The following is an 18,022-nucleotide window of genomic DNA, read 5'->3' as shown; positions in this document are numbered from 1 at the left end:
ATGCGCGGCGGGCGCCCCGCCCCTGTCAGCCCGCCAGCTCCGCCGGGGCGATCCCGGCCGCCGTGTCGGCCACGATCTCGACGGCGCGGTCGATCTGCGCGGGCGTGTGGTCGGCGGAAAGGAAGAAGCGCAGCCGCGCCGCGCGTTCCGGAACGGCAGGGAAGGTGATGGGCTGCACATTCACGCCGCGCCGGAACAGCTCGGCCGAGAGACGCCCGGCGCGCACGGAGGAGCCTGTCATGAGCGGAACGATGGCATGGGCGGCCGAGGCGCCGGCGTCCAGCCCGCGTGCGCGGAAGCCGTCGCGCAGCTGCGCGGCGTTGGCGTTCAGCTGGCCCACGCGCCAGGGCTCCTCGCCCAGGATACGCAGCGATTCCAGCGCAGAAGCCGCGAGGACAGGAGCGAGGCCGACCGAATAGACGAAGCCCGGCGCGGTGTGGCGCAGGAAGTCGATCAATTGCCGCTTGGCGGCGATGTAGCCGCCGCAGGCGGACAGCGTCTTCGACAGCGTGCCCATCCAGATGTCCACGCCGGTCGGATCCACGCCCTGCAGCTCAGCAATGCCGTGGCCGGTCGCGCCGAGCACGCCCAGAGAGTGCGCCTCGTCCACCATCAGCCAGGCATCGTGGCGGCGGGCGATCTCGATGAAGCGGGCGAGGTCCGGCACGTCGCCATCCATCGAGTAGTGTCCCTCGATGAGGATGAGGGCGCGGCCAGCGCCGCGGCGAGCGGCGGCCAGCTCGCGCTCGGCGGCATGGGCATCGTTGTGGGCGAAGGGGATGCGGCGCGCGCCCGAGAGGCGGGCGCCCTCCACGCAGGAATTGTGGATCATCGCGTCGTGCAGGATCACGTCGCGCGGGCCCATCAAATGGCCGATGACAGTGACGTTGGTGGCATGGCCGGAGACGAAGGTGAGCGCGTCCTCCGTGCCGTAATGGGCGGCGATCGCGGCTTCCAGTTCCGCATGCAGCGGCCGCTCGCCCGAGACGACGCGGGAGGCAGAGGCGGAGATGCCGTGCCGCTCGATCGCGGCATGGGCGGCGGCCTTCACGCGCTCGTCCCCGTTCAGGCCGAGGTAGTTATAGGAGGAGAAGTTCAGGAACTCCTCGTTCCCGATCACCGTGGTGGAGGCGGCCACGCCCTGGTGCTGCCGGAAGAACGGGTTGGGAAGGTCGAGCGCCTCCATCGCCGTCTTCAGCATCTCGAAGTCGCGGAGCGCAGGCAGGTCGGCGAAGGAGGAACGCCCCCCTTCGGCGCCGCTCTCCTCCTGCCGCGCACGGCGCTTGGAGAGCCGATTGAGGAGGGCGAGGCGGGCGGTCGCAGAAAGGCCGAGGCCTTGGTTCACGCGTTGGTCTCCATCGCGCCAGGGCGCGTGTCCGTTGTCACGCCGGGGCGCGTGTCGGCGGAGGCGCCCGTCGGCACGTCATGGCCGGTGCTGCCCAGGGTCGCGGCGTCGGCCGGGGTGGGCTCCGGTGTAAGTGGGGTGGGGGAGCCCGCTTCGAAATGCCCCACCAGCGCATCCAGCTGCGCTTCCCGCGCGCCGCCCGACAGCCCTTCCACCATGCGCGCCGCCAGGCCGCCGACGGTCAGGTCCTCGGTCACGGCCGAAAGGGGCACGGGCATGCCCAGCCGGGCCTCCAGCGCACCGCGCAGCTCCAGTCCGCCCAGGCTGTCGAGGCCGAGGCGCGCGACGGGGGCGTCGGGTGCGATGCTCTCGGGTGGCAGGCGCAAGATGCGGCCCAGCTCCTCGGCCCCGATGCGGGCGAGTAGGGTCTGCGCTTCGCCGGGCGGCAGGGCGGCCAGATGGGCGCGCATGTCGGCGATGTCGGTGTCCGCCTCCTCCGGCCGGCCGCGCAGGGCGGCAAAGGCGGGCTCGCGCAGCACGGCCAGGGCAGCGCCGGCGCGCTTCCAGGCGATGCGTGCCAGGGAGATGACCGGCGCGCCGGAGGCCAGAAGGCCGGGCAGGGCCTCGAAGGATTCGCGCGCTGTCATCGGCTCAACGCCGAGGCGGCGGGCCAGAGTTTGGGCGGTCTCGGCCTCGCGCGCCAGGATGCCGGCATCCGCGATCGGTCCCCAGCCGACGGCGAGCGCCGGTCGGCCGCGGGCCCGGCGGCGGCGGGCCAGGGCCTCCAGCGCCGCGTTGGCGGCGACGTAGTTGGCCTGGCCGGGATTACCCAGCGCAGTGGTGGCCGAGGAGAAGAGGAGGAAGAGGTCGAGCGGATCCTCCTCCGTCAGCCGGTCCAGGTTCTCGGCCGCGGTGAGCTTGGGCGCGAGGCTGCGGGCGAAGCGGCCGGCATCCATGGAGGCCGCGGCACCGTCGTCGAAAATCGCCGCGGCGTGGACGACGCCGGTTATCGGGCCCTCCTGCCGGAGCGCGTCCAGCACGGCGGCAAGGGCCGGACGACTGGAGACATCCACCGCATGGGCGCTGGCCCGCGCGCCGAGGGCGGCCAGCGCCGTGATCGCCTCTCCCGCATCCGGGGTGGCCGGGCCGCGACGGGAAAGGAGGGCAATGCGGCGGGCGCCAGTCGCGGCCAGCCACTTGGCGCATTCCAGCCCGAAGCCCGCGGTGCCGCCGGTGACGAGAATAGTGCCCTCGCCCGGTGCCCAGGTCCTGGGCGGCGGGGCGTCGCCGCGCGGGGGCAGGACAATGATCTTGCCGATATGAGCGCTGGCCTGCAGCAGCCGGAAGGCGCCCTCTGCGTCCTCTGCCGGACGGCGAGAATAGGGGATGGGGCGCAAATCCCCGGCGGCGAGGCGGCCGCGGATGGATTCCAGCAGCCGCGCCGCCTCGGCCGGGCGGGCCTTTGGCAGCTGGTCCACATCCACGCCGAAATAGGTGACGTTGCGGCGGAAGGGACGGACGGCGATGCGCCGGTCCTCGGCATAGTCGCGCTTGCCCAACTCGATGAAGCGGCCGAAGGGCTTCACCAGCGCCAGGCTGCGCTCCATTGCCTCCCCGGCAAGGGAGTTCAGCACCACGTCCACACCTTCGGGCCAGTGGCGGCGCAGCGCGTCGTCGAAGCCGCTGGCGCGGCTGTCGAGCACGAGATGGGCGCCGGCGGCGCGCAGGAAGGCGCGCTTGGCGGCTGACCCGGCGGTCATCGCCACCTCGGCGCCTGCGGCCTGGGCCACCTGCAGGGCGGCGAGACCGACCGCGCCCGCGCCGCCATGGATCAGCACGCGCTCACCCGGCGCGATCCGCGCGCAGGTTTCCAGCGCATAGACGGCGGTGAGGAAGGCGACGGGGATGGTGGCCGCGGCGGTGAAGGTCAGGCCCTCGGGGATCGGGGCCAGGGCCTGGGCGCCGGTGAGCGCCCGGCTGGCCAGCGCGCGCGGGGCGAAGCCGAACACCCGCGTGCCGGGGTGGAAGGGCACGCCGGGGCCGGCGGCCTCCACCACGCCCGCACATTCCATGCCGAGGCCGGCGCCGGCGAAGCCATCCTTCAGCGTCTCCTCGGGCAGCAGGCCCTGCGCCCACATCAGGTCGCGGAAGTTGAGGCCGGCGGCCTCCACGCGCAGCCGCACCTCGCCCGGGCCGGGGGCCGGCAGGGGCTCCATCGGCTCCCAGGCAAGGGAGGCCAGCGCCCCCGGCTGGCGCACGGCGAGGCGCGAGGCCGGGCTGGGGGCGGCGGGATGGCCCTGGGCGATTCGCGGCACGCGGCGGGCGGAGAGGCCGAGCAGCAGCTCGGGCTCGCTACCGGGGTTGAGCAGCTCCGGCAGCAGGCGCCGGGCGGCGGCGGCCGGTGCAAGGACGGAGTCGATGAGGATGCGGCGCGGCGCGAGGTCCGGCATCTCGTTGGCCAGCACGCGACCGAGGGCGCGCACCGCCTCCGCCGCCGGGTTGGACGGGCCGCCCTGGGCGATCAAGGTGAAGCCCGAGCAGGCACCGGATGCATTGGCGGCGAGCTGAGTGATGCCGGCAAGGGTGGTGGACAGGGCCGCGCCGGCCGGGTTGGCGAGGGCGATCACGGCCACGTCGCGCAGGGCGCGCGGGGGCAGAGCGGAGGCGTCCTCCAGCCGCTGCAGCTCGATCGAGGCGCCGACCCCGCCGAGGGCGGCGGCCAGGGCCTCGCCCAGTGGGCCGGCCCCGGCATCGGCCAGCACCATGACGCGGCGGCCCTCACCCGAGGCAGGGACGGCCTGCGGCGGCGCCGGCCGTTGCGCGGCGATGAGGAGGGCGGGCCAGGGTGAGGCGCGCAGCGGTTCCAGCCGGGCCGCGGACCAGCCACCCGTTTCCAGCGCAGCGCGCCAGGTGTCGGCGTCGGGCGGGGTGGGGTCCGACCAGCTATCGGGGGACTGGCCGCCGATGAAGTCGGCAAGCCGGCCCGGCATCGGCTCGGCCAGAAGAAGGAGGCCACCCTCGGCGAGGGCGGCTGCAAGGTTGTCGAGCAGGGAGGTGCCGGCGCGGCCACGCATGGCCGGGTTCACCCCCACCACGAGATCCGCGATGACAGGCGGCGGCAGGACACCTGCCGGATCCCAGTCGAGCGTGACCACCTCGGCGGCTGCCTGGGCGGTGGGAGCGGGGCGGGTCTCGCCGGCCAGCATATGCAGGATGCGGCGGCCCGAGCGGGCGAGGCCGGCAGCGATGTGGCGGCTGAGCGCGGCGCCGCCGAGATCGAGCACGCGCAGCGGGCGGTCCACCGGCCAGTCGGTGGCGATCGCGGCCGCGGCGTCGGCGACCACCTGGGCCAGCCGGTCGACAGCAGCCGATTCCTCCGAAACGCGAAGACGCGCGGCCTCGGGCGGGAGATGGCCGGAAAGAGCCTCCGGCAGGCGCTCGGCGGCCAGCGCGACGAGGGCGAGATCCTGCGCCAGGGCCGGACGCTCTACCAGGACGGAGCGCCAGATCTCCTCCGGCTCGGGCAGGTCCTCCGCGGAGAGCAGGCGCCAGCCGGGGCCCTCCTTTACGGCGAGCCCATCCTCCTCAAGCGCCCGCAGCAGGGTGGCGGCGTAGGGGGTGGTGGGCAGAATGGGGCGCGGTGCGGCCTCGTCCACTCCGTTCCCGGGTGTCGCCAGGGCGCGCAGTGTGGCGGCGGCGACATAGCCTTCCAGCAGCAGGGCGGGCTCGGAAAGGTCGAGCGATTCGTCCCGGGCGCCGGCGGCGGCCAGGGCGAGGTCGAGAGCGCGCACCTGGTCGGGCGGGGGCAGGGCGGGGTCGATCGCCGGCTGGTCCTCGAGCCGGAAGGCCACCGCCTCTCCGGCCTCGCCGCGGCCGAGCCGGGCGCGCTGGAACCATACGCCCTGGGCCAGGGCGATCGGGCGGCCATTCGCGTCGCCCAGCACCAGCCGCGCTTCGGCCGCGCGCTGGCCGGCATGGGTGAGGGTGAGGGCAGCACGAGCGGCCGGGCCGGCATCGCGCCGGATGACAAGTCGCTCGAAGCGGACGGGGATGAGGGCCTCGCCGGTGGCGGATACGCCCTGGCGATCCGCAAGCAGCCCGATCAGACCCTGCATGGCGCCGTCCAGCCGCACGGGGTGCAGCAGGAAGTCGTCGTCGGCCGGGGCTTCGGCAGGAAGGTCCAATACCACCTCTGCGGTACCGCCCTCGGCGATGTCCACATGCCGCACGGGGCGGAAGGCGGGGCCGTAATCCAGGCCGCAGCGCGAGGCGATACCGTGCAGGACAGGCTCTGCGACGCGGCGGGCGCCTTCCTGCTGCGCCGCAGGCAGGGCGGGCAGGGCATGGATGGTGGCGGGGCGGAGCAGGCCGCGGGCGTTGAGCGACCAGCTCTCGCCGCTCATCCGGCGGCGGGATTCCAGGCGGAAGGTGCCGTCCTCGGCGAGGCGGAAGCGAACCTCCTGGCTGCCTGCCTCACCGGAGGGGATGGGCAGGGGGCGCAGGATCTGGAGGGCGGAGATCTCCAGCGCCTCGGCATCCGGAAACCGGCGGGCTGCGGCGGCGAGCGCCATCTCGGCCATGCCGGCCGCGGGCAGCACGGCCTCCTCGCCCAGGCGGTGGTCGGCCAGCCAGGGCATGAGGGCGGCGTCGAGGTTGCGGGTCCACTCGGTGGCGGCGCCCTCGGACGGCTCGGCACCCCGCCGGAAGCCGAGCAGCGGGTGGTCCAGCACGGGGTCATGCAGCCGCATGTCCTCGGGCGTGCTCTGGAACCAGTGGCGGCTGCGGGCATAGGGGGTGGCGGGCAGGCCGCGCCGGGCCGCGGGGCCGGCGAAAGCGGGGGCGCGGCGCGGGTCGGCACCGAGAGCCGTGGCGCGATCCGCGATCAGGGGGATCGGGTTGCCGGGCGCGTCGCGCTTGGACAGGCTGGCGAGGATCGGGGCCTCGGCCTTGGCTGTCCGCAAGATCTCCCTGAGATAGGATTGCAGGATCGGGTTGGGGCCGATCTCGATGACCGGGCGGGCGCCGAGGCGGGCGGCCACAGCGGCGGCATCGGCGAAGTGCACGGGCGCGCGCAGGTTGCGCCACCAGTATTCGGCATCCGCCGGCACATCGAGCACGGCGCCCGTGACCGTTGAGACGAAGGGCAGGCGCGGCGCCTGCGGGATCAGCCCGTCCAGGCTGTCGCGAAGCGCGCCCTCCACCTCGTCCATCGCCGCGGAGTGGAAGGCGTAGTCGAGGTCGAGCGGGATGACGGTCAGGCGCTCGCGCTTCGCGGCGGCTGCGAGGCGGGCGATGGAATCCGCAGGGCCGGCAATGGTCAGCGCGCGGGGGGCGTTACGGGCGGCGATCTCCAGCCCGGGGCCGCACTCGGCCAGCAGCGGCGCGGCCTCGGCCTCGGTGGCGTTGAGGGCGGCCATGCGGCCGCGGCCGCGGGTGCGGGCCTGGGCGGCGGAGCGGGCGACGATGAGGCGGGCGGCCTCGGGCAGGTTCAGGATGCCGGCGGCCAGCGCTGCAGCCACCTCTCCCACGGAATGGCCGAGGACGAGGCCGGGGGTGATGCCCTCGCCCGCCAGGGCGGCGACGAGGCCGTGCTGCACGGCGAAGAGGGTGGGCTGGGCAACCTCGGTGGCCGACAAGGCCTCGGCCGTCATCCCATCGGCAAGGGCTGCGGCGACAGACCAGCCCAGGCGCGGGGTGAGCTCGGCATCGGCCGCCTCCACCGCCTCCCGGAAAGCGCGGGAATGCGCCATCGCTTCGCGGGCCATGCCCGGATACTGCGAGCCGTTGCCTGAGAAGGCGAAGGCGACGCCGGCCGCATCCCGCAGCGGGGCGGCGGAGGCGGTGCCCTGGATGCCTGCGGGCTCACCGGAGGCAAAGGAATCGAGTTGGTCGGCAAGGGCCGCCGCATCTGCGCCCCGCATGACCAGACGGTGGGTGGCGAGGTCCCGGTGGCGGGCCAGGCCGCGCAGCAGGGCCGGCGCCCGGGCCGGCTCGGCGCGGAGCGCGGCAGACCAGGTGACGGCCACCTCGTTGAGGGCCTTGGAGGAGCGGGCGGAGAGAATCAGCGGCGGCAGGGTGGCGCCTGGCGCCTCGTCCGCCGGCTCATCGCCGCGGCGGCGCGCGACGGGGGGCGGGGCGAGAAGGACGGAGGCGTTGGTGCCACCGAAGCCGAAGGAGTTCACGCCCACCACGGGCGCGCGCCCGACCAGCGGCTCCGGCGCGGTGGGAATGCGAATGTGGAGGCGGTCGAAGTCGATCTGCGGGTTGGGCGTGCCGAAATGCAGGTTCGGCGGAATGACCCGGTGCTCCAGCACGAGCAGGGCCTTGATCAGGCCCGCCATGCCGGAGGCGGTCTCAAGATGGCCGATATTGGACTTCACGGAGCCGACGGGGAGCGGCACCGCGCGCTCCTCCCCGCCCGAGGCAAGGACCTCGCCGATCGCCTGGGCTTCCACCGGATCGCCGGCCTGGGTGCCGGTGCCATGGGCCTCGAAATAGGAGATGCGGCTGGCGGGCAGGCCGGTCTCGGCCAGCACCCGACGCAGCAGCGCGGCCTGGGCCTGGGGGTCGGGCAATGAAAGGCCGATGGAGCGGCCGACCGCGTTCACACCGGCGGCCAGGATCACGCCGCGGATGGCGTCGCCGTCGGCGAGCGCTGCCGAGAGGGGCTTTAGGATGACCACCCCCGCGCCCTCGCCGCGAACATAGCCGTCGGCCGCCGCGGAGAAGGCGTGGCAGCGCCCGGTGGGCGAGAGCATCGAGGCGCGGGAGAAGCCGGTGAAGGCATAGGGCGAGAGGAGAAGCTGCACCCCGCCCACCAGCGCCGCCTCCACCCGCCCGGCGCGGAGCGAATCCACAGCGTGGGACAGGGCGACGAGCGAGGAGGAGCAGGCGGTGTCGATGGTCTGCGCGCCGCCGCGCAGGTCGAAGACGTTGGTGATCCGGTTCCCCAGGATGGAGAGGGTGTTGCCGGTCATGAAGTAGCGGTCGACGCTGGCGGGATCCGACAGGCGGAGCTCCGCGTAATCCGTCGAGGAGCCGCCGACGAAGACGCCGATCTCGCGCCCGGCAACCGAGGAGGCGGGCCAGCCAGCATCCTCCAGTGCTTCGGCGGCGACCTCGAGAAGGAGGCGCTGCTGAGGGTCCGCCTCTGCGACCTCGCGCGGGGAAAGGCCGAAATGGACGGCGTCGAAAGCGGCCACGTCGCCGATATGGCCGGCGGCAAAGGTGTAGGACCGCCCCGGTTCCGCCCGGCGGGGGTGGTAGAACCAGTCCTGGTTGAAGCGATCGGGCGGCAGGGTCGAGACGGCGTCCCGTCCCTCGATCATAAGCGACCAGAAGGCGGCGAGGTCCGGCGCGCCGGGGAAGCGGCAGGCCGCGCCGACGATGGCGATGGGCTCGGCGGCCGCGCCGGCCGGCGCACCGGCCGCCGCATTCGCGCCCTGGGAACGCGGGGAGCGGGCGCGCGTGGCGCGGGGGCCCGGGCCGGGTGCGGAATCGGGGCGTGTCATATCGGAACCCAGTGGACGTCGCGCGGTCAGCTGGCCGCGCCGCCGGGCCGGACGGGCCGGGCACGCATCCAGCGCTGCGTGCCGGCGCGGACCGGGGCGTGGCTGGCCCGGCGTGCAAGACTGGCCAACACCTCGTCTACCCGGCTGAAGTGGCTGTCCCAGCGGGGCGGCCGCCAGCCGGCGATGCGGGCCACCTGCGAGGCGCGGGCCGGGCTGGCCGGATCGGCATAGTCCAGGATGGTCGAGCGCCAGGAGACACCGTCCAGCGGGTCCAGGTAGTCGGGCACGTCGCCGCCGACCTCGCGCAGCGCGGGCAGGTCCGAGCAGATGGCGGGGACGCCGAGCGCCAGCGCCTCGGCCAGCGGCAGGCCATACCCCTCGGCGAAAGAGGGGAAGAGCAGGGCGCGGGCGCCGCGCAACAGCTCCCACACCTCGCGGTCCGGCACCTGGCCCATCTCGCGCACCGTGCCGCGGAGGGCATCGCAGCGCTCGAGGATGTCCACCACGTTCTCGTTCTCCCAGCCGCGGCGGCCGATCAGAACGAGATGGGGCGTGCGCCGGCCCATCCGGGCAGCGAGGTCGCGCCAGAGGTGAAGCAGCAGAAGGTGGTTCTTCCGCGGCTCGATGGTGCCGAGCACGATGAAATACGGATCGGCCGGCAGCGCCGGGGCGACCGCAGGCGGGGATTCGATGCCGAGGGGGGCGATGACCACCGGCGGCGGGATGTTGCGCATGCCGAGATGCGGGCGCAGCGCCTCCGCCGTATGGGCGGAGTTGACGATAATGGCGTCGGCCAGGGCGGCGGTGGTGCCGATGCGCTTCAGGTGCCGGTCTGCCTGGCCGGGGCGGGCATATTCGGGATGAGTGGCCGGGATCAGGTCGTGGATGAGGGGCACGAAGGCGCAACCGGCCTCGCGCATCGTCTGGATAGGCCGCTCCCGGTCGAGGGCGCGGTGGGAGACGAGAAGGAAGACCTTCGGTCCCGCTTCCTTCAGCCGCTTCGCGAGTTCGCGTTGGCCAATGCCAGCCATCACTCGCCAGCGGAGGGCGACGGAGAGGCGGCGGGCGCGGCGGGCGGCCTGGTTACCGGAATCCGCGCTGCCCCAGGCTTCGGTCAGGGAGGCGATGAGGCCGACGACGGCGCGCCAGGGCAGGGCGACGTAGTCGCCGGCCAGGGCTTGGCCGACGAAGGTGCAGGTTCCCTCGGGCATGGCGGCCCAGCGGCGCGCATAGGCCATTTCCACGCGGTCGATCCCCGATGGGGCGAGCTTCGCCCCGCTGGCGATGAGGCGGGAGACGTCGAGGACCACATGGGGCGGCTGCGTGGCCAGGCGGATGTCCGTAATCGGAAGCTCCTCGCCGCGCGGCACCGATGTTCTCCATGATGGAAGACGAACCCATGTCTACCGCAACTGCGAACAAGGACGCCACCTCGTTTGCTAGTGGCCTCGCAGGCAGTGCGGCGCGAGTCGGTTCCGGCTTCTATGCTGAGGTTATGGTTGCAGACCTTCTCCTTGTGGGTACTTCTGGTTGAGGCAGTCAGAGTATAAACTATTCGTGAGTTGGCTGGATGACGTTCGTCAGAGCGCCCTCGATCAAGACATCCCGCATCGTTTCCGCGCTTTTCCGCCGGATATCCTCCACCGCTTCGGGAGAGTGATAGGCGCTGTGCGGCGTGATGATCAGGCGCCCCGCCAGCCAAGGCTCCCGAGCCCTGTAGGCGGCGAGGAGAGTGGGGATGGAGGGGCCCGGCGGTTCCTCCGGCAGTACGTCCAGCCCGGCGCCGGCCAGATGCCCATCCCGCAGGCAACGCTCCAGCGCGTCGATGTCGAGCACGGGGCCGCGCGAGGTGTTCACCACTACGGCGCCCGGCGGCAGGAGGCGGAGAAGGCGCTCGTCCACCAGTCCCCGGGTGGTCCGGGTGAGGGGGGCGTGGAGGGAGAGGGTGTCGGCCTGGGCGAAGAGATCCTCGATCCGGCGGGCGCGGGAGATGCCGAGCGCGAGTTCGGTGCCGTTCGGCAGGTGCGGGTCGTGGAACACCACGCGCCAGCCGAAGGCCTTGGCCCGTAGCGCGACGGCGGTGCCGATGCGGCCCAGACCGAGGATGCCGAAGGTGCGGGTGGAGGGGCGCTGGATCAGGGGCGACTCGATGGGCACCCAGGCCGCGGGCGGGCTGGCGCGCTGGGCCTCGTGATGTAGGAGCAAGCCGCGGCGAAGGGTCAGGGCCAGAGCGATCGCGTGGTCGGCGACCTCCGTAGTGCCGTAATCCGGCAGGTTGCAGACGGTCACGCCACGCTCGGCCAGCGTCACCCGGTCCAGCCGGTCATAGCCGACGCCCATGCGGACGACGCAGCGCAGCTTCGGGAAGCGGGCGATGTCCTCGGTGCGGAGCCAATGGCGGAAGACGAAGAGGCCCTCGACCTCGGCGCAGAGGGCGTCCGGCACCTCGGCGAGGCTCTCGGCATGCGGCTGCAGGACGCGGATATCGGGGCCCAGCACCTCCCGCTCGACCGCGTCGTCGGGGTAGAGGCCCTCTGCCTGCATCACCGTGGTCGCCATGCGCCTCTCCCTTGCCGCCTGTTTGCGCGGCATCCTGGGCACCGGGGATTGGGCCGTCCATCCCGGGTGTAGCGAAGAGGGGAATGGCGATGGCGGAACGGCGGATCCTGATCACGGGGGCTTCCAGCGGGATCGGCGCGGCGGTCGCACGGGCCATGGCGGTGCCGGGGGCCGCCATCGCGGTGCATTGCCGGGGTAACCGGGCCGGGGCGGAGGCGGTGGCGGCGGAGCTCCGGGCCGCGGGTGCCGAGGCGCTGGTGCTGGTGGGCGACCTGACCGACCCCGCGGTGCCGGCGCGGCTGGTGGAGGAGACGGCCATGGCGTTCGGCGGGCTGGACGTGCTGGTGGCCAATGCGGGTTTCGCTGACCGGACCTCGGTCTCCGCCATGACGGATGAGGGGTTCGCGCGCACCGCTGACACGGTGCTTTGGGGCTTTCTGCGGCTGGCGCGGGCGGCGGGGCCGCATCTGGCACGGGCGGGGGAGGAGCGAGGGGACGCGCGGCTGGTCGCCGTCTCGTCCTTCGTGGCGCATCTGTTCCGGACGGACACCGCGCTGTTCCCGGCCAGCGCCGCGGCGAAGGCCGGGGTGGAGGCGCTAGTGCGGTCGCTCGCGGTGGAGCTGGCCCCGCATGTCACGGTGAACGCGGTCGTGCCGGGCTTCACGCAGAAGGATGCGGGGACGCATGTGGCGCTTGAGGCGCCGGCCTGGGAGGCGATCGTCTCGCGCATCCCGCTGCGGCGGCTGGGCAAGCCCGCGGATGTGGCGGCCGCGGTGGCCTTCCTTGCCTCTCCCGGCGGTGCCTACATCACCGGGCAGTCACTGCATGTGAGCGGGGGCGTGGTGATCTAGGCCGTCGCTTGTCCGCGCCCTGTCGACGCGGCAAGACGGCGGAACAAGATTGGAGGAACGCCGGATGAGCGACGAGACCCCGCTTCTGGTCACGCGGCAGGGTGGCGTGGTGCGCGCCGTGCTGAACCGGCCCGCGCGCCGCAACGCGCTGAACGGGGCGCTGTCGGAGGCGCTGGATTCGCTGCTTGCGGAGATGAAGGTTGACCGGGCGGCGCGCGTGCTCGTGCTGTCGGGTGCGGGCGGGCATTTCTGCGCGGGGCTGGATCTCGGCGAGGTCGGCGGCGAGACGGGGACGCCCGAGCAGCGCATGGCGGCCCAGCTGGAGCGCAACCGGCAGATCGGTGCGCGCTTCGCGGCGCTGGCGGCATTGCCGCAGGTGGTGATCTGCGCGGTGCAGGGTTCGGCCTTCGCGGGCGGGCTGGGTTTTGTCTGCGCGTCAGATATCGCCTTTGCCAGTGCCGATGCGCGCTTCGCGGCGCCGGAGGCAAGGCGGGGGCTGGTGGCGGCGCAGATCCTGCCCTGGATCGTCCGCCGCGCGGGTCGCAGCCAGGCGGCGCGCATGGTGCTGCAGGGGCATGTGATGGACGCGGTGGAGGCCGGGCGGATCGGGCTGGTGCATCAGGTGGCGCCGGATGCGGCAGCGCTGGAAGCGCTGGTGGAAGGCGCGGTGGCAGATGTGCTGCAGGGCGCGCCCGGTGCCCTGGCCGAGACGAAGGCAATGCTGGCAGCGCTCGGGGGCGCGGTGCCGGATGGCTATGCGGAGGCGGGAGCGGCGGCCTTCGCGCGCTGCGCCGCGAGTGGCGAGGCGGATGAAGGGATCGCGGCCTTCAAGGCGCGGCGGGCGCCGGCCTGGCTGGCGACGCAATCCAGCTAGCTCACTCCTCGTAGATCATCTTCCGCGTCATCCCGCCGTCGGAGATGAATTCGGCGCCGGTGACGAAGCCGCTCTCGGCGGAAAGAAGCCAGGCGGCGAGGGCGGCAATGTCCGCGGGCTGGCCGACGCGACCGGTGGGGTGCTGGGCGTGGTCCTTTTCCCTCAGCTTCTCGTTGCGCACGTCGATCCAGCCGGGGGAGATGACATTCGCCCGCACATCCGGGCTGAGGCTGATTGCCAGCGCATGGGTGAGGGCGAGGAGGCCGCCCTTGGAGGCGGCGTAGCTCTCCGTATCCGGCTCGGACTGGTGGGCGCGGGTGGAGGCGATGGTGACGATCGCGCCCCTGGCCGCGCGCAGCAGGAATTCGGCCGCGCGGGCGAGAAGATAGGTGCTGGTGAGATTGGTGGTGATGACGCGGGACCATTCGTTCAGCGACAGGTCGCGCAGGGGCTTCCGGATCATGATGCCGGCGTTGCAGACGAGGCCGTCGAGGCGGGCCTCGGTGGCGGTGATGCCGTCGATGAGGGTGCGGACGGCGGCTTCGTCGGAGATGTCGGCCTGCACATGGCGGGCGGCTTCTTCCGGGCCCGTCTCCTCCATATCGGCGGTGACCACGTGCCAGCCATCGGCCGCCAGACGTTGCGCGATGCCGCGGCCGATCCCCTTCGCACCGCCGGTGACCAGTGCGACCCGCTTCGCCTCAACCATCAATCCAAACCCCCCTCGGCTTGCAGGGAACGCGAGCGGATGCCCGGGGGTTTGCCCGGCTACACGGTAAGGAGGCGGCGAACCGCGTCCTCCTCCAGGGCCTGGGTCTCGCCCTCCAGCGCCACCTCGCCGCGCACCATCACCGTGATCCGGTCGGCGAGGTCGCGGGCGAATTCGAAATACTGTTCCACCAGCACCACAGCCATGCCGCGGTCGCGCGCGAGATGGCGGATGACGCGGGCGATGTCCTTGATGACGCTGGGCTGGATGCCCTCGGTGGGCTCGTCCAGGATCAGCAGCCGGGGGCGGGCGGTCAGCGCCCGCGCGATGGCGAGCTGCTGCTGCTGGCCGCCGGAAAGGTCGCCGCCGCGGCGGCGGAGGAACTGCTTGAGGATGGGGAAGAGGTCAAAGACCTCCGATGACACCTTGCTGCCACGCGGCGCGGCGGCGAGGGCGGTTTCCAGGTTCTCCTGCACGGTCAGGAAGGGAAAGATCTCGCGCCCCTGGGGGACATAGCCGATGCCGGCGCGGGCTCGGTCGGCGGGGGAGAGGCCGGCGATGTTGCGGCCCTCCCATTCGATGCGCCCTTCGGCGATGCGCTCCACCCCCATGATGGAGCGTATGAGGGACGACTTGCCGACGCCGTTGCGGCCGAGGACGCAGGTAATGCGCCCCGGATCGGCGGCGAGGTCCACGCCGCGAAGGCAGAGGCTGGCGCCGTAGGAGAGCTTGATGTCGGTGGCGCGGAGCATGATTTAGCGGCCCAGATAGACTTCGATGACGCGCGGGTCGTTCTGCACCGTATCAATCGAGCCTTCGGAGAGCAGGGTGCCTTCGTGCAGCACCGTCACCTTGCTGCCGAGGGCGCGGACGAATTCGAGGTCGTGCTCTACCACCACCACGCTGCGGGTGCCGGCGATGCGACGGAGAAGGGCGGCGGTGTGCTCGGTTTCCTGGTCGGTCATGCCGGCGACGGGTTCGTCCACCAGCAGCAGGTCGGGGTCCTGCATGAGGAGCATGCCGATCTCCAACCATTGGCGCTGGCCGTGGGAGAGGATGGCGGCGTGATCGGCACTGCGGGTGGCGAGGCCGATCTCCTCCATCACGACCTCGATGCGCTTGCGGGCGATGGCGGTGAGGTTCCAGCGGAGGCAGGACCAGGGGTCGCGCGGGGCCTTGAGGGCGAGCTCGAGATTTTCGAAGACGGTGAGGGCATCGAACACCGTCGGCTTCTGGAACTTGCGGCCGATGCCGAGATTCGCGATGCGGGCCTCGTCCAATCTCGTCAGGTCGTGGTCGCCAAACCTCACCGTGCCAGATGTTGGGCGGGACTTGCCGGTGATCACGTCCATCATCGTGGTCTTACCGGCGCCGTTGGGGCCGATGACGGCGCGCAGCTCGCCGGGATCGACGATGAGGGAGAGGCTGTTGAGGGCGCGGAAGCCGTCGAAGACGACCGAGACGCCGTCGAGATAGAGGACGGGGCCGGTCACTTCCTGCGCCCCCGGAAAAGGCCGACCAGGCCCTGCGGCAGGAGCAGCGTGACGGCGACGAAGAGGCCGCCGAGGACGAAGAGCCACAGATCGGGCGCGAAGGAGGTGAGCCAGGTCTTCAGTGCGTTCACCGAGAAGGCGCCGAGGACGGCGCCGATGAGCGTGCCGCGCCCGCCGACCGCGACCCAGATCACGGCCTCGATGGAGTTGCCCGGCGCGAATTCACCGGGGTTGATGATGCCGACGAGGGGGACGTAGAGCGCGCCTGCCAGCCCGGCGAGCACGGCGGACAGGATAAAGACCGCCAGCTTGAAGGCGGTGACGGAGTAGCCGAGGAAGCGGACGCGGCTCTCCGCATCGCGGATAGCCACCAGCACGAAGCCGAGCTTGGTGCCGACGATGTAGCGGCAGAGCAGCATGGAGCCCGCCAGCAGGACGAGGGCGGCGTAGAAGAGGGTGGCGCGGGCGCCTTGCGTGTTCAGCGGCATGCCCAGCAGCTCCTTGAAATCGGTGAAGCCGTTGTTGCCGCCGAAGCCCATGTCGTTGCGGAAGAAGGCGAGCATCAGCGCGTAGGTCATCGCCTGGGTGATGATGCTGAGATAGACGCCGGTAATGCGGCTGCGGAAGGAGAGGTATCCGACCACCAGGGCGAGGATGCCGGGGACGAGCATTGCCATGAGGATGGCGTAGGGGAAGTGGTCAAAACCCAGCCAGTACCAGGGCAGTTCGCGGTATCCGAGGAAGACCATGAAGTCCGGCAGCACGGGGTGGCCATAGACGCCGCGTGGGCCAATGAGGCGCATCAGGTGCATGCCCATGGCGTAGCCGCCAAGGGCGAAGAAGGCGCCATGGCCGAGGGAGAGGATGCCTGCATAGCCCCAGGCCAGGCCGATGCCCAAGGCCAGCACGGCGTAGCAGATCCACTTGCCCGTGACGGCGACGGTGAAGTCGGAGATGTGCAGCGCGCTGCCGGCGGGCAGCAGGTTGAGAAGGGGCAGCAGGGCGAGGATGGCGAGGGCCGTGGCGCCCGCGCCCAGCTTGATCAGGCGCGTGGGGATGCTGCGCGGGGCGGGTGTGGCGGTGGCGCTCATGCGTCGGCGGCCCGGCCCTTGAGGGCGAAGAGGCCGCGCGGGCGGCGCTGGATGAACAGCATGATGATGACGAGCACCGCGACCTTGGCGAGGACCGCACCGGCCCAGGGCTCGATCATTTTGTTCAGCACGCCCAGCCCCATGGCGCCGACGAGCGTGCCGAGGAGGGAGCCGACGCCGCCGAAGACGACGACCATGAAGCTGTCGATGATGTAGCCGGTGCCAAGATTGGGGGAGACGTTGTCGATTTGGCTCAGTGCCACCCCCGCCATGCCGGCGATGCCGGAGCCGAAGGCGAAGGTCAGCGCGTCCACCCGCCCCGTGCGAATGCCCATGGTGGCGGCGGTGCGGCGGTTCTGCACCACGGCGCGCATCTCCAGCCCGAAGCGGGTGAGGCGGATGGCCGCGACGGCCAGGCCGAGCACGAGGAGGGAGAAGGCGATCACCCAGAGCCGGTTCTGGGTGATGTTGATGCCGCCGGGCAGGGACAGCGTGCCCTGCATCCAGGGCGGCGAGATCACCTCGCGGTTCTGGGCGCCGAAGGCCAGGCGCACGGCCTGCTGCAGGATCATGCCGACGCCAAAGGTCATCAGCAGGGTTTCCAGCGGGCGTCCGTAGAGATGGCGGATGAGGCCGCGTTCCAGCAGCGCGCCCGCAAGGCCGGCGACGAGGAAGGCGGCAGGAACGGAGAGGGGGAGGGACCAGGGCTGCAGCCAGGGGACGCCGCGGAAGGCTTCCTGCACCACGAAGGTGGTGTAGGCGCCGAGCATGACGAACTCGCCATGGGCCATGTTGATCACGCCCATGACGCCGAAGGTGATGGCGAGGCCGAGCGCCGCCAGCAGCAGCACGGAACCGAGGGAGAGGCCCTGGAACAGGGTTTCGCCGGCGCGCTTGAAGGTCAGGCGGGTGTCGATGGCGGCGACGGCGGCATCGATCTCGGCCAACAGCTCGGGGTTGGCGTTGCGGGCCTCGAGAAGGAGGGCGCGGGCTTCCTCCGAGGATGCGCCACCGAGCGTGGCGATGCCCTGCCGCTTCACGGCGGCGTCGGGTGCGACGAGACGCGAGGCGGCGAGGGCCAGTTCCTGGCGCTCCCGCACGCGGGGGACGGACTCCCGGGCAATCGCTGCCTCGAGGCCGGGGATGTTCTCGACGCTGCGGCTGCGGAACACCGATTCTGCGGCAGCGTACCGCTCGTCGGGGTTGGTGGAGACGAGCTGCAGGCGGCCGAGAGCGCCGCGCAGGGCGGAGCGGACGCGGTTGTTGATGCGCACCGTCTCGGCGCCGGCAGCATCGGCGGCCTGGCCGGTGGCGGCGTCGATGCCGTTCAGGATGAGGGTGGTGTCGCGCTTCTGCAGTCGGCTGTCGGACAGGGCGCGGAGCACGGGCAGGGCGCGCGGGTCACCGGAAGCGCCGAGGCGTTCCACGGCCTCCGCCTGGGCGCCGAAGCCGCCGGCCAAGCCGGGAAGGGCATCGAGGAAGGGGTCCTGCGCCGCGGCGGGTTGCGCCGCGGCGAGGACGAGGATCAGGAAAGCGAGGATGCGTGCCATGTCAGGTGTGGGCGGCGGGCGAGGGGGCCCGCCGCCCGG

The 18,022-nt window shown here is 72.2% G+C and carries 11 protein-coding genes; 2 read left to right on the top strand and 9 right to left on the bottom strand.

What is annotated here, in order from left to right:
• Positions 1 to 25: 25 nt before the first annotated feature.
• The 4 genes from ACVBD7_RS14370 to ACVBD7_RS14355 all read right to left on the bottom strand — a co-directional run bounded on the left by ACVBD7_RS14370 (position 26) and on the right by ACVBD7_RS14355 (position 11,415).
• A complete protein-coding gene (locus ACVBD7_RS14370; RefSeq protein WP_458093913.1) occupies positions 26 to 1,345 on the bottom strand; it encodes an aminotransferase class I/II-fold pyridoxal phosphate-dependent enzyme in 1,320 nt (439 codons plus the stop codon).
• Positions 1,342 to 8,856 carry an SDR family NAD(P)-dependent oxidoreductase gene (locus tag ACVBD7_RS14365; RefSeq protein ID WP_458093912.1) on the bottom strand — a complete coding sequence of 2,505 codons (7,515 nt, stop codon included), beginning with the start codon at positions 8,854 to 8,856 and terminating at the stop codon, positions 1,342 to 1,344. Before ACVBD7_RS14365 ends, ACVBD7_RS14370 begins: the two co-directional genes overlap by 4 nt.
• A 26-nt stretch (positions 8,857 to 8,882) precedes the next feature.
• Positions 8,883 to 10,226: a glycosyltransferase family 4 protein gene (locus ACVBD7_RS14360; protein ID WP_458093911.1), complete on the bottom strand. Its 1,344-nt coding sequence runs from the start codon at positions 10,224 to 10,226 to the stop codon at positions 8,883 to 8,885.
• Between the two features lie 181 nt (positions 10,227 to 10,407).
• Positions 10,408 to 11,415 carry a C-terminal binding protein gene (locus ACVBD7_RS14355; RefSeq protein ID WP_458093910.1) on the bottom strand — a complete coding sequence of 336 codons (1,008 nt, stop codon included), beginning with the start codon at positions 11,413 to 11,415 and terminating at the stop codon, positions 10,408 to 10,410.
• An 89-nt stretch (positions 11,416 to 11,504) separates the two neighbouring features.
• Between ACVBD7_RS14355 and ACVBD7_RS14350 the strand changes: the two genes are divergently transcribed.
• Together ACVBD7_RS14350 and ACVBD7_RS14345 are read left to right on the top strand one after the other, a co-directional pair.
• Positions 11,505 to 12,266, top strand: a complete 762-nt coding sequence (locus ACVBD7_RS14350; protein ID WP_458093909.1) for an SDR family NAD(P)-dependent oxidoreductase — start codon at positions 11,505 to 11,507, stop codon at positions 12,264 to 12,266.
• Positions 12,267 to 12,330: 64 nt separating this feature from the next.
• Positions 12,331 to 13,140: an enoyl-CoA hydratase/isomerase family protein gene (locus ACVBD7_RS14345; protein WP_458093908.1), complete on the top strand. Its 810-nt coding sequence runs from the start codon at positions 12,331 to 12,333 to the stop codon at positions 13,138 to 13,140.
• 1 nt (position 13,141) lies between these two features.
• On the opposite strand, the gene ACVBD7_RS14340 is transcribed toward ACVBD7_RS14345, so the two are convergent.
• From ACVBD7_RS14340 to urtB, 5 genes are read right to left on the bottom strand one after another with little or no spacing between them, the layout of a single operon-like run.
• Positions 13,142 to 13,849, bottom strand: coding sequence for an SDR family oxidoreductase (locus tag ACVBD7_RS14340; RefSeq protein WP_458093907.1), 708 nt, complete (start codon positions 13,847 to 13,849; stop codon positions 13,142 to 13,144).
• A 59-nt stretch (positions 13,850 to 13,908) separates the two neighbouring features.
• Positions 13,909 to 14,601, bottom strand: coding sequence for an urea ABC transporter ATP-binding subunit UrtE (gene urtE, locus ACVBD7_RS14335; protein ID WP_458093906.1), 693 nt, complete (start codon positions 14,599 to 14,601; stop codon positions 13,909 to 13,911).
• A 3-nt stretch (positions 14,602 to 14,604) separates the two neighbouring features.
• Complete coding sequence (gene urtD / locus ACVBD7_RS14330; RefSeq protein ID WP_458093905.1) at positions 14,605 to 15,342, bottom strand: urea ABC transporter ATP-binding protein UrtD; 738 nt, start codon at positions 15,340 to 15,342, stop codon at positions 14,605 to 14,607.
• On the bottom strand, positions 15,339 to 16,433 hold the full coding sequence (gene urtC, locus ACVBD7_RS14325) for an urea ABC transporter permease subunit UrtC (protein WP_458093904.1): 1,095 nt from the start codon (positions 16,431 to 16,433) through the stop codon (positions 15,339 to 15,341). The genes urtD and urtC overlap by 4 nt, the downstream gene beginning before the upstream one ends.
• The gene (gene urtB / locus ACVBD7_RS14320; RefSeq protein ID WP_458093903.1) at positions 16,430 to 17,983 is read right to left on the bottom strand and encodes an urea ABC transporter permease subunit UrtB; all 1,554 of its coding nucleotides are present in this window, start codon (positions 17,981 to 17,983) and stop codon (positions 16,430 to 16,432) included. Before urtB ends, urtC begins: the two co-directional genes overlap by 4 nt.
• Between the last annotated feature and the right edge of the window lie 39 nt (positions 17,984 to 18,022).

It is taken from the genome of Roseomonas sp. WA12 (assembly GCF_054165765.1).
This window is presented reverse-complemented; position numbering and strand designations above follow the sequence as displayed.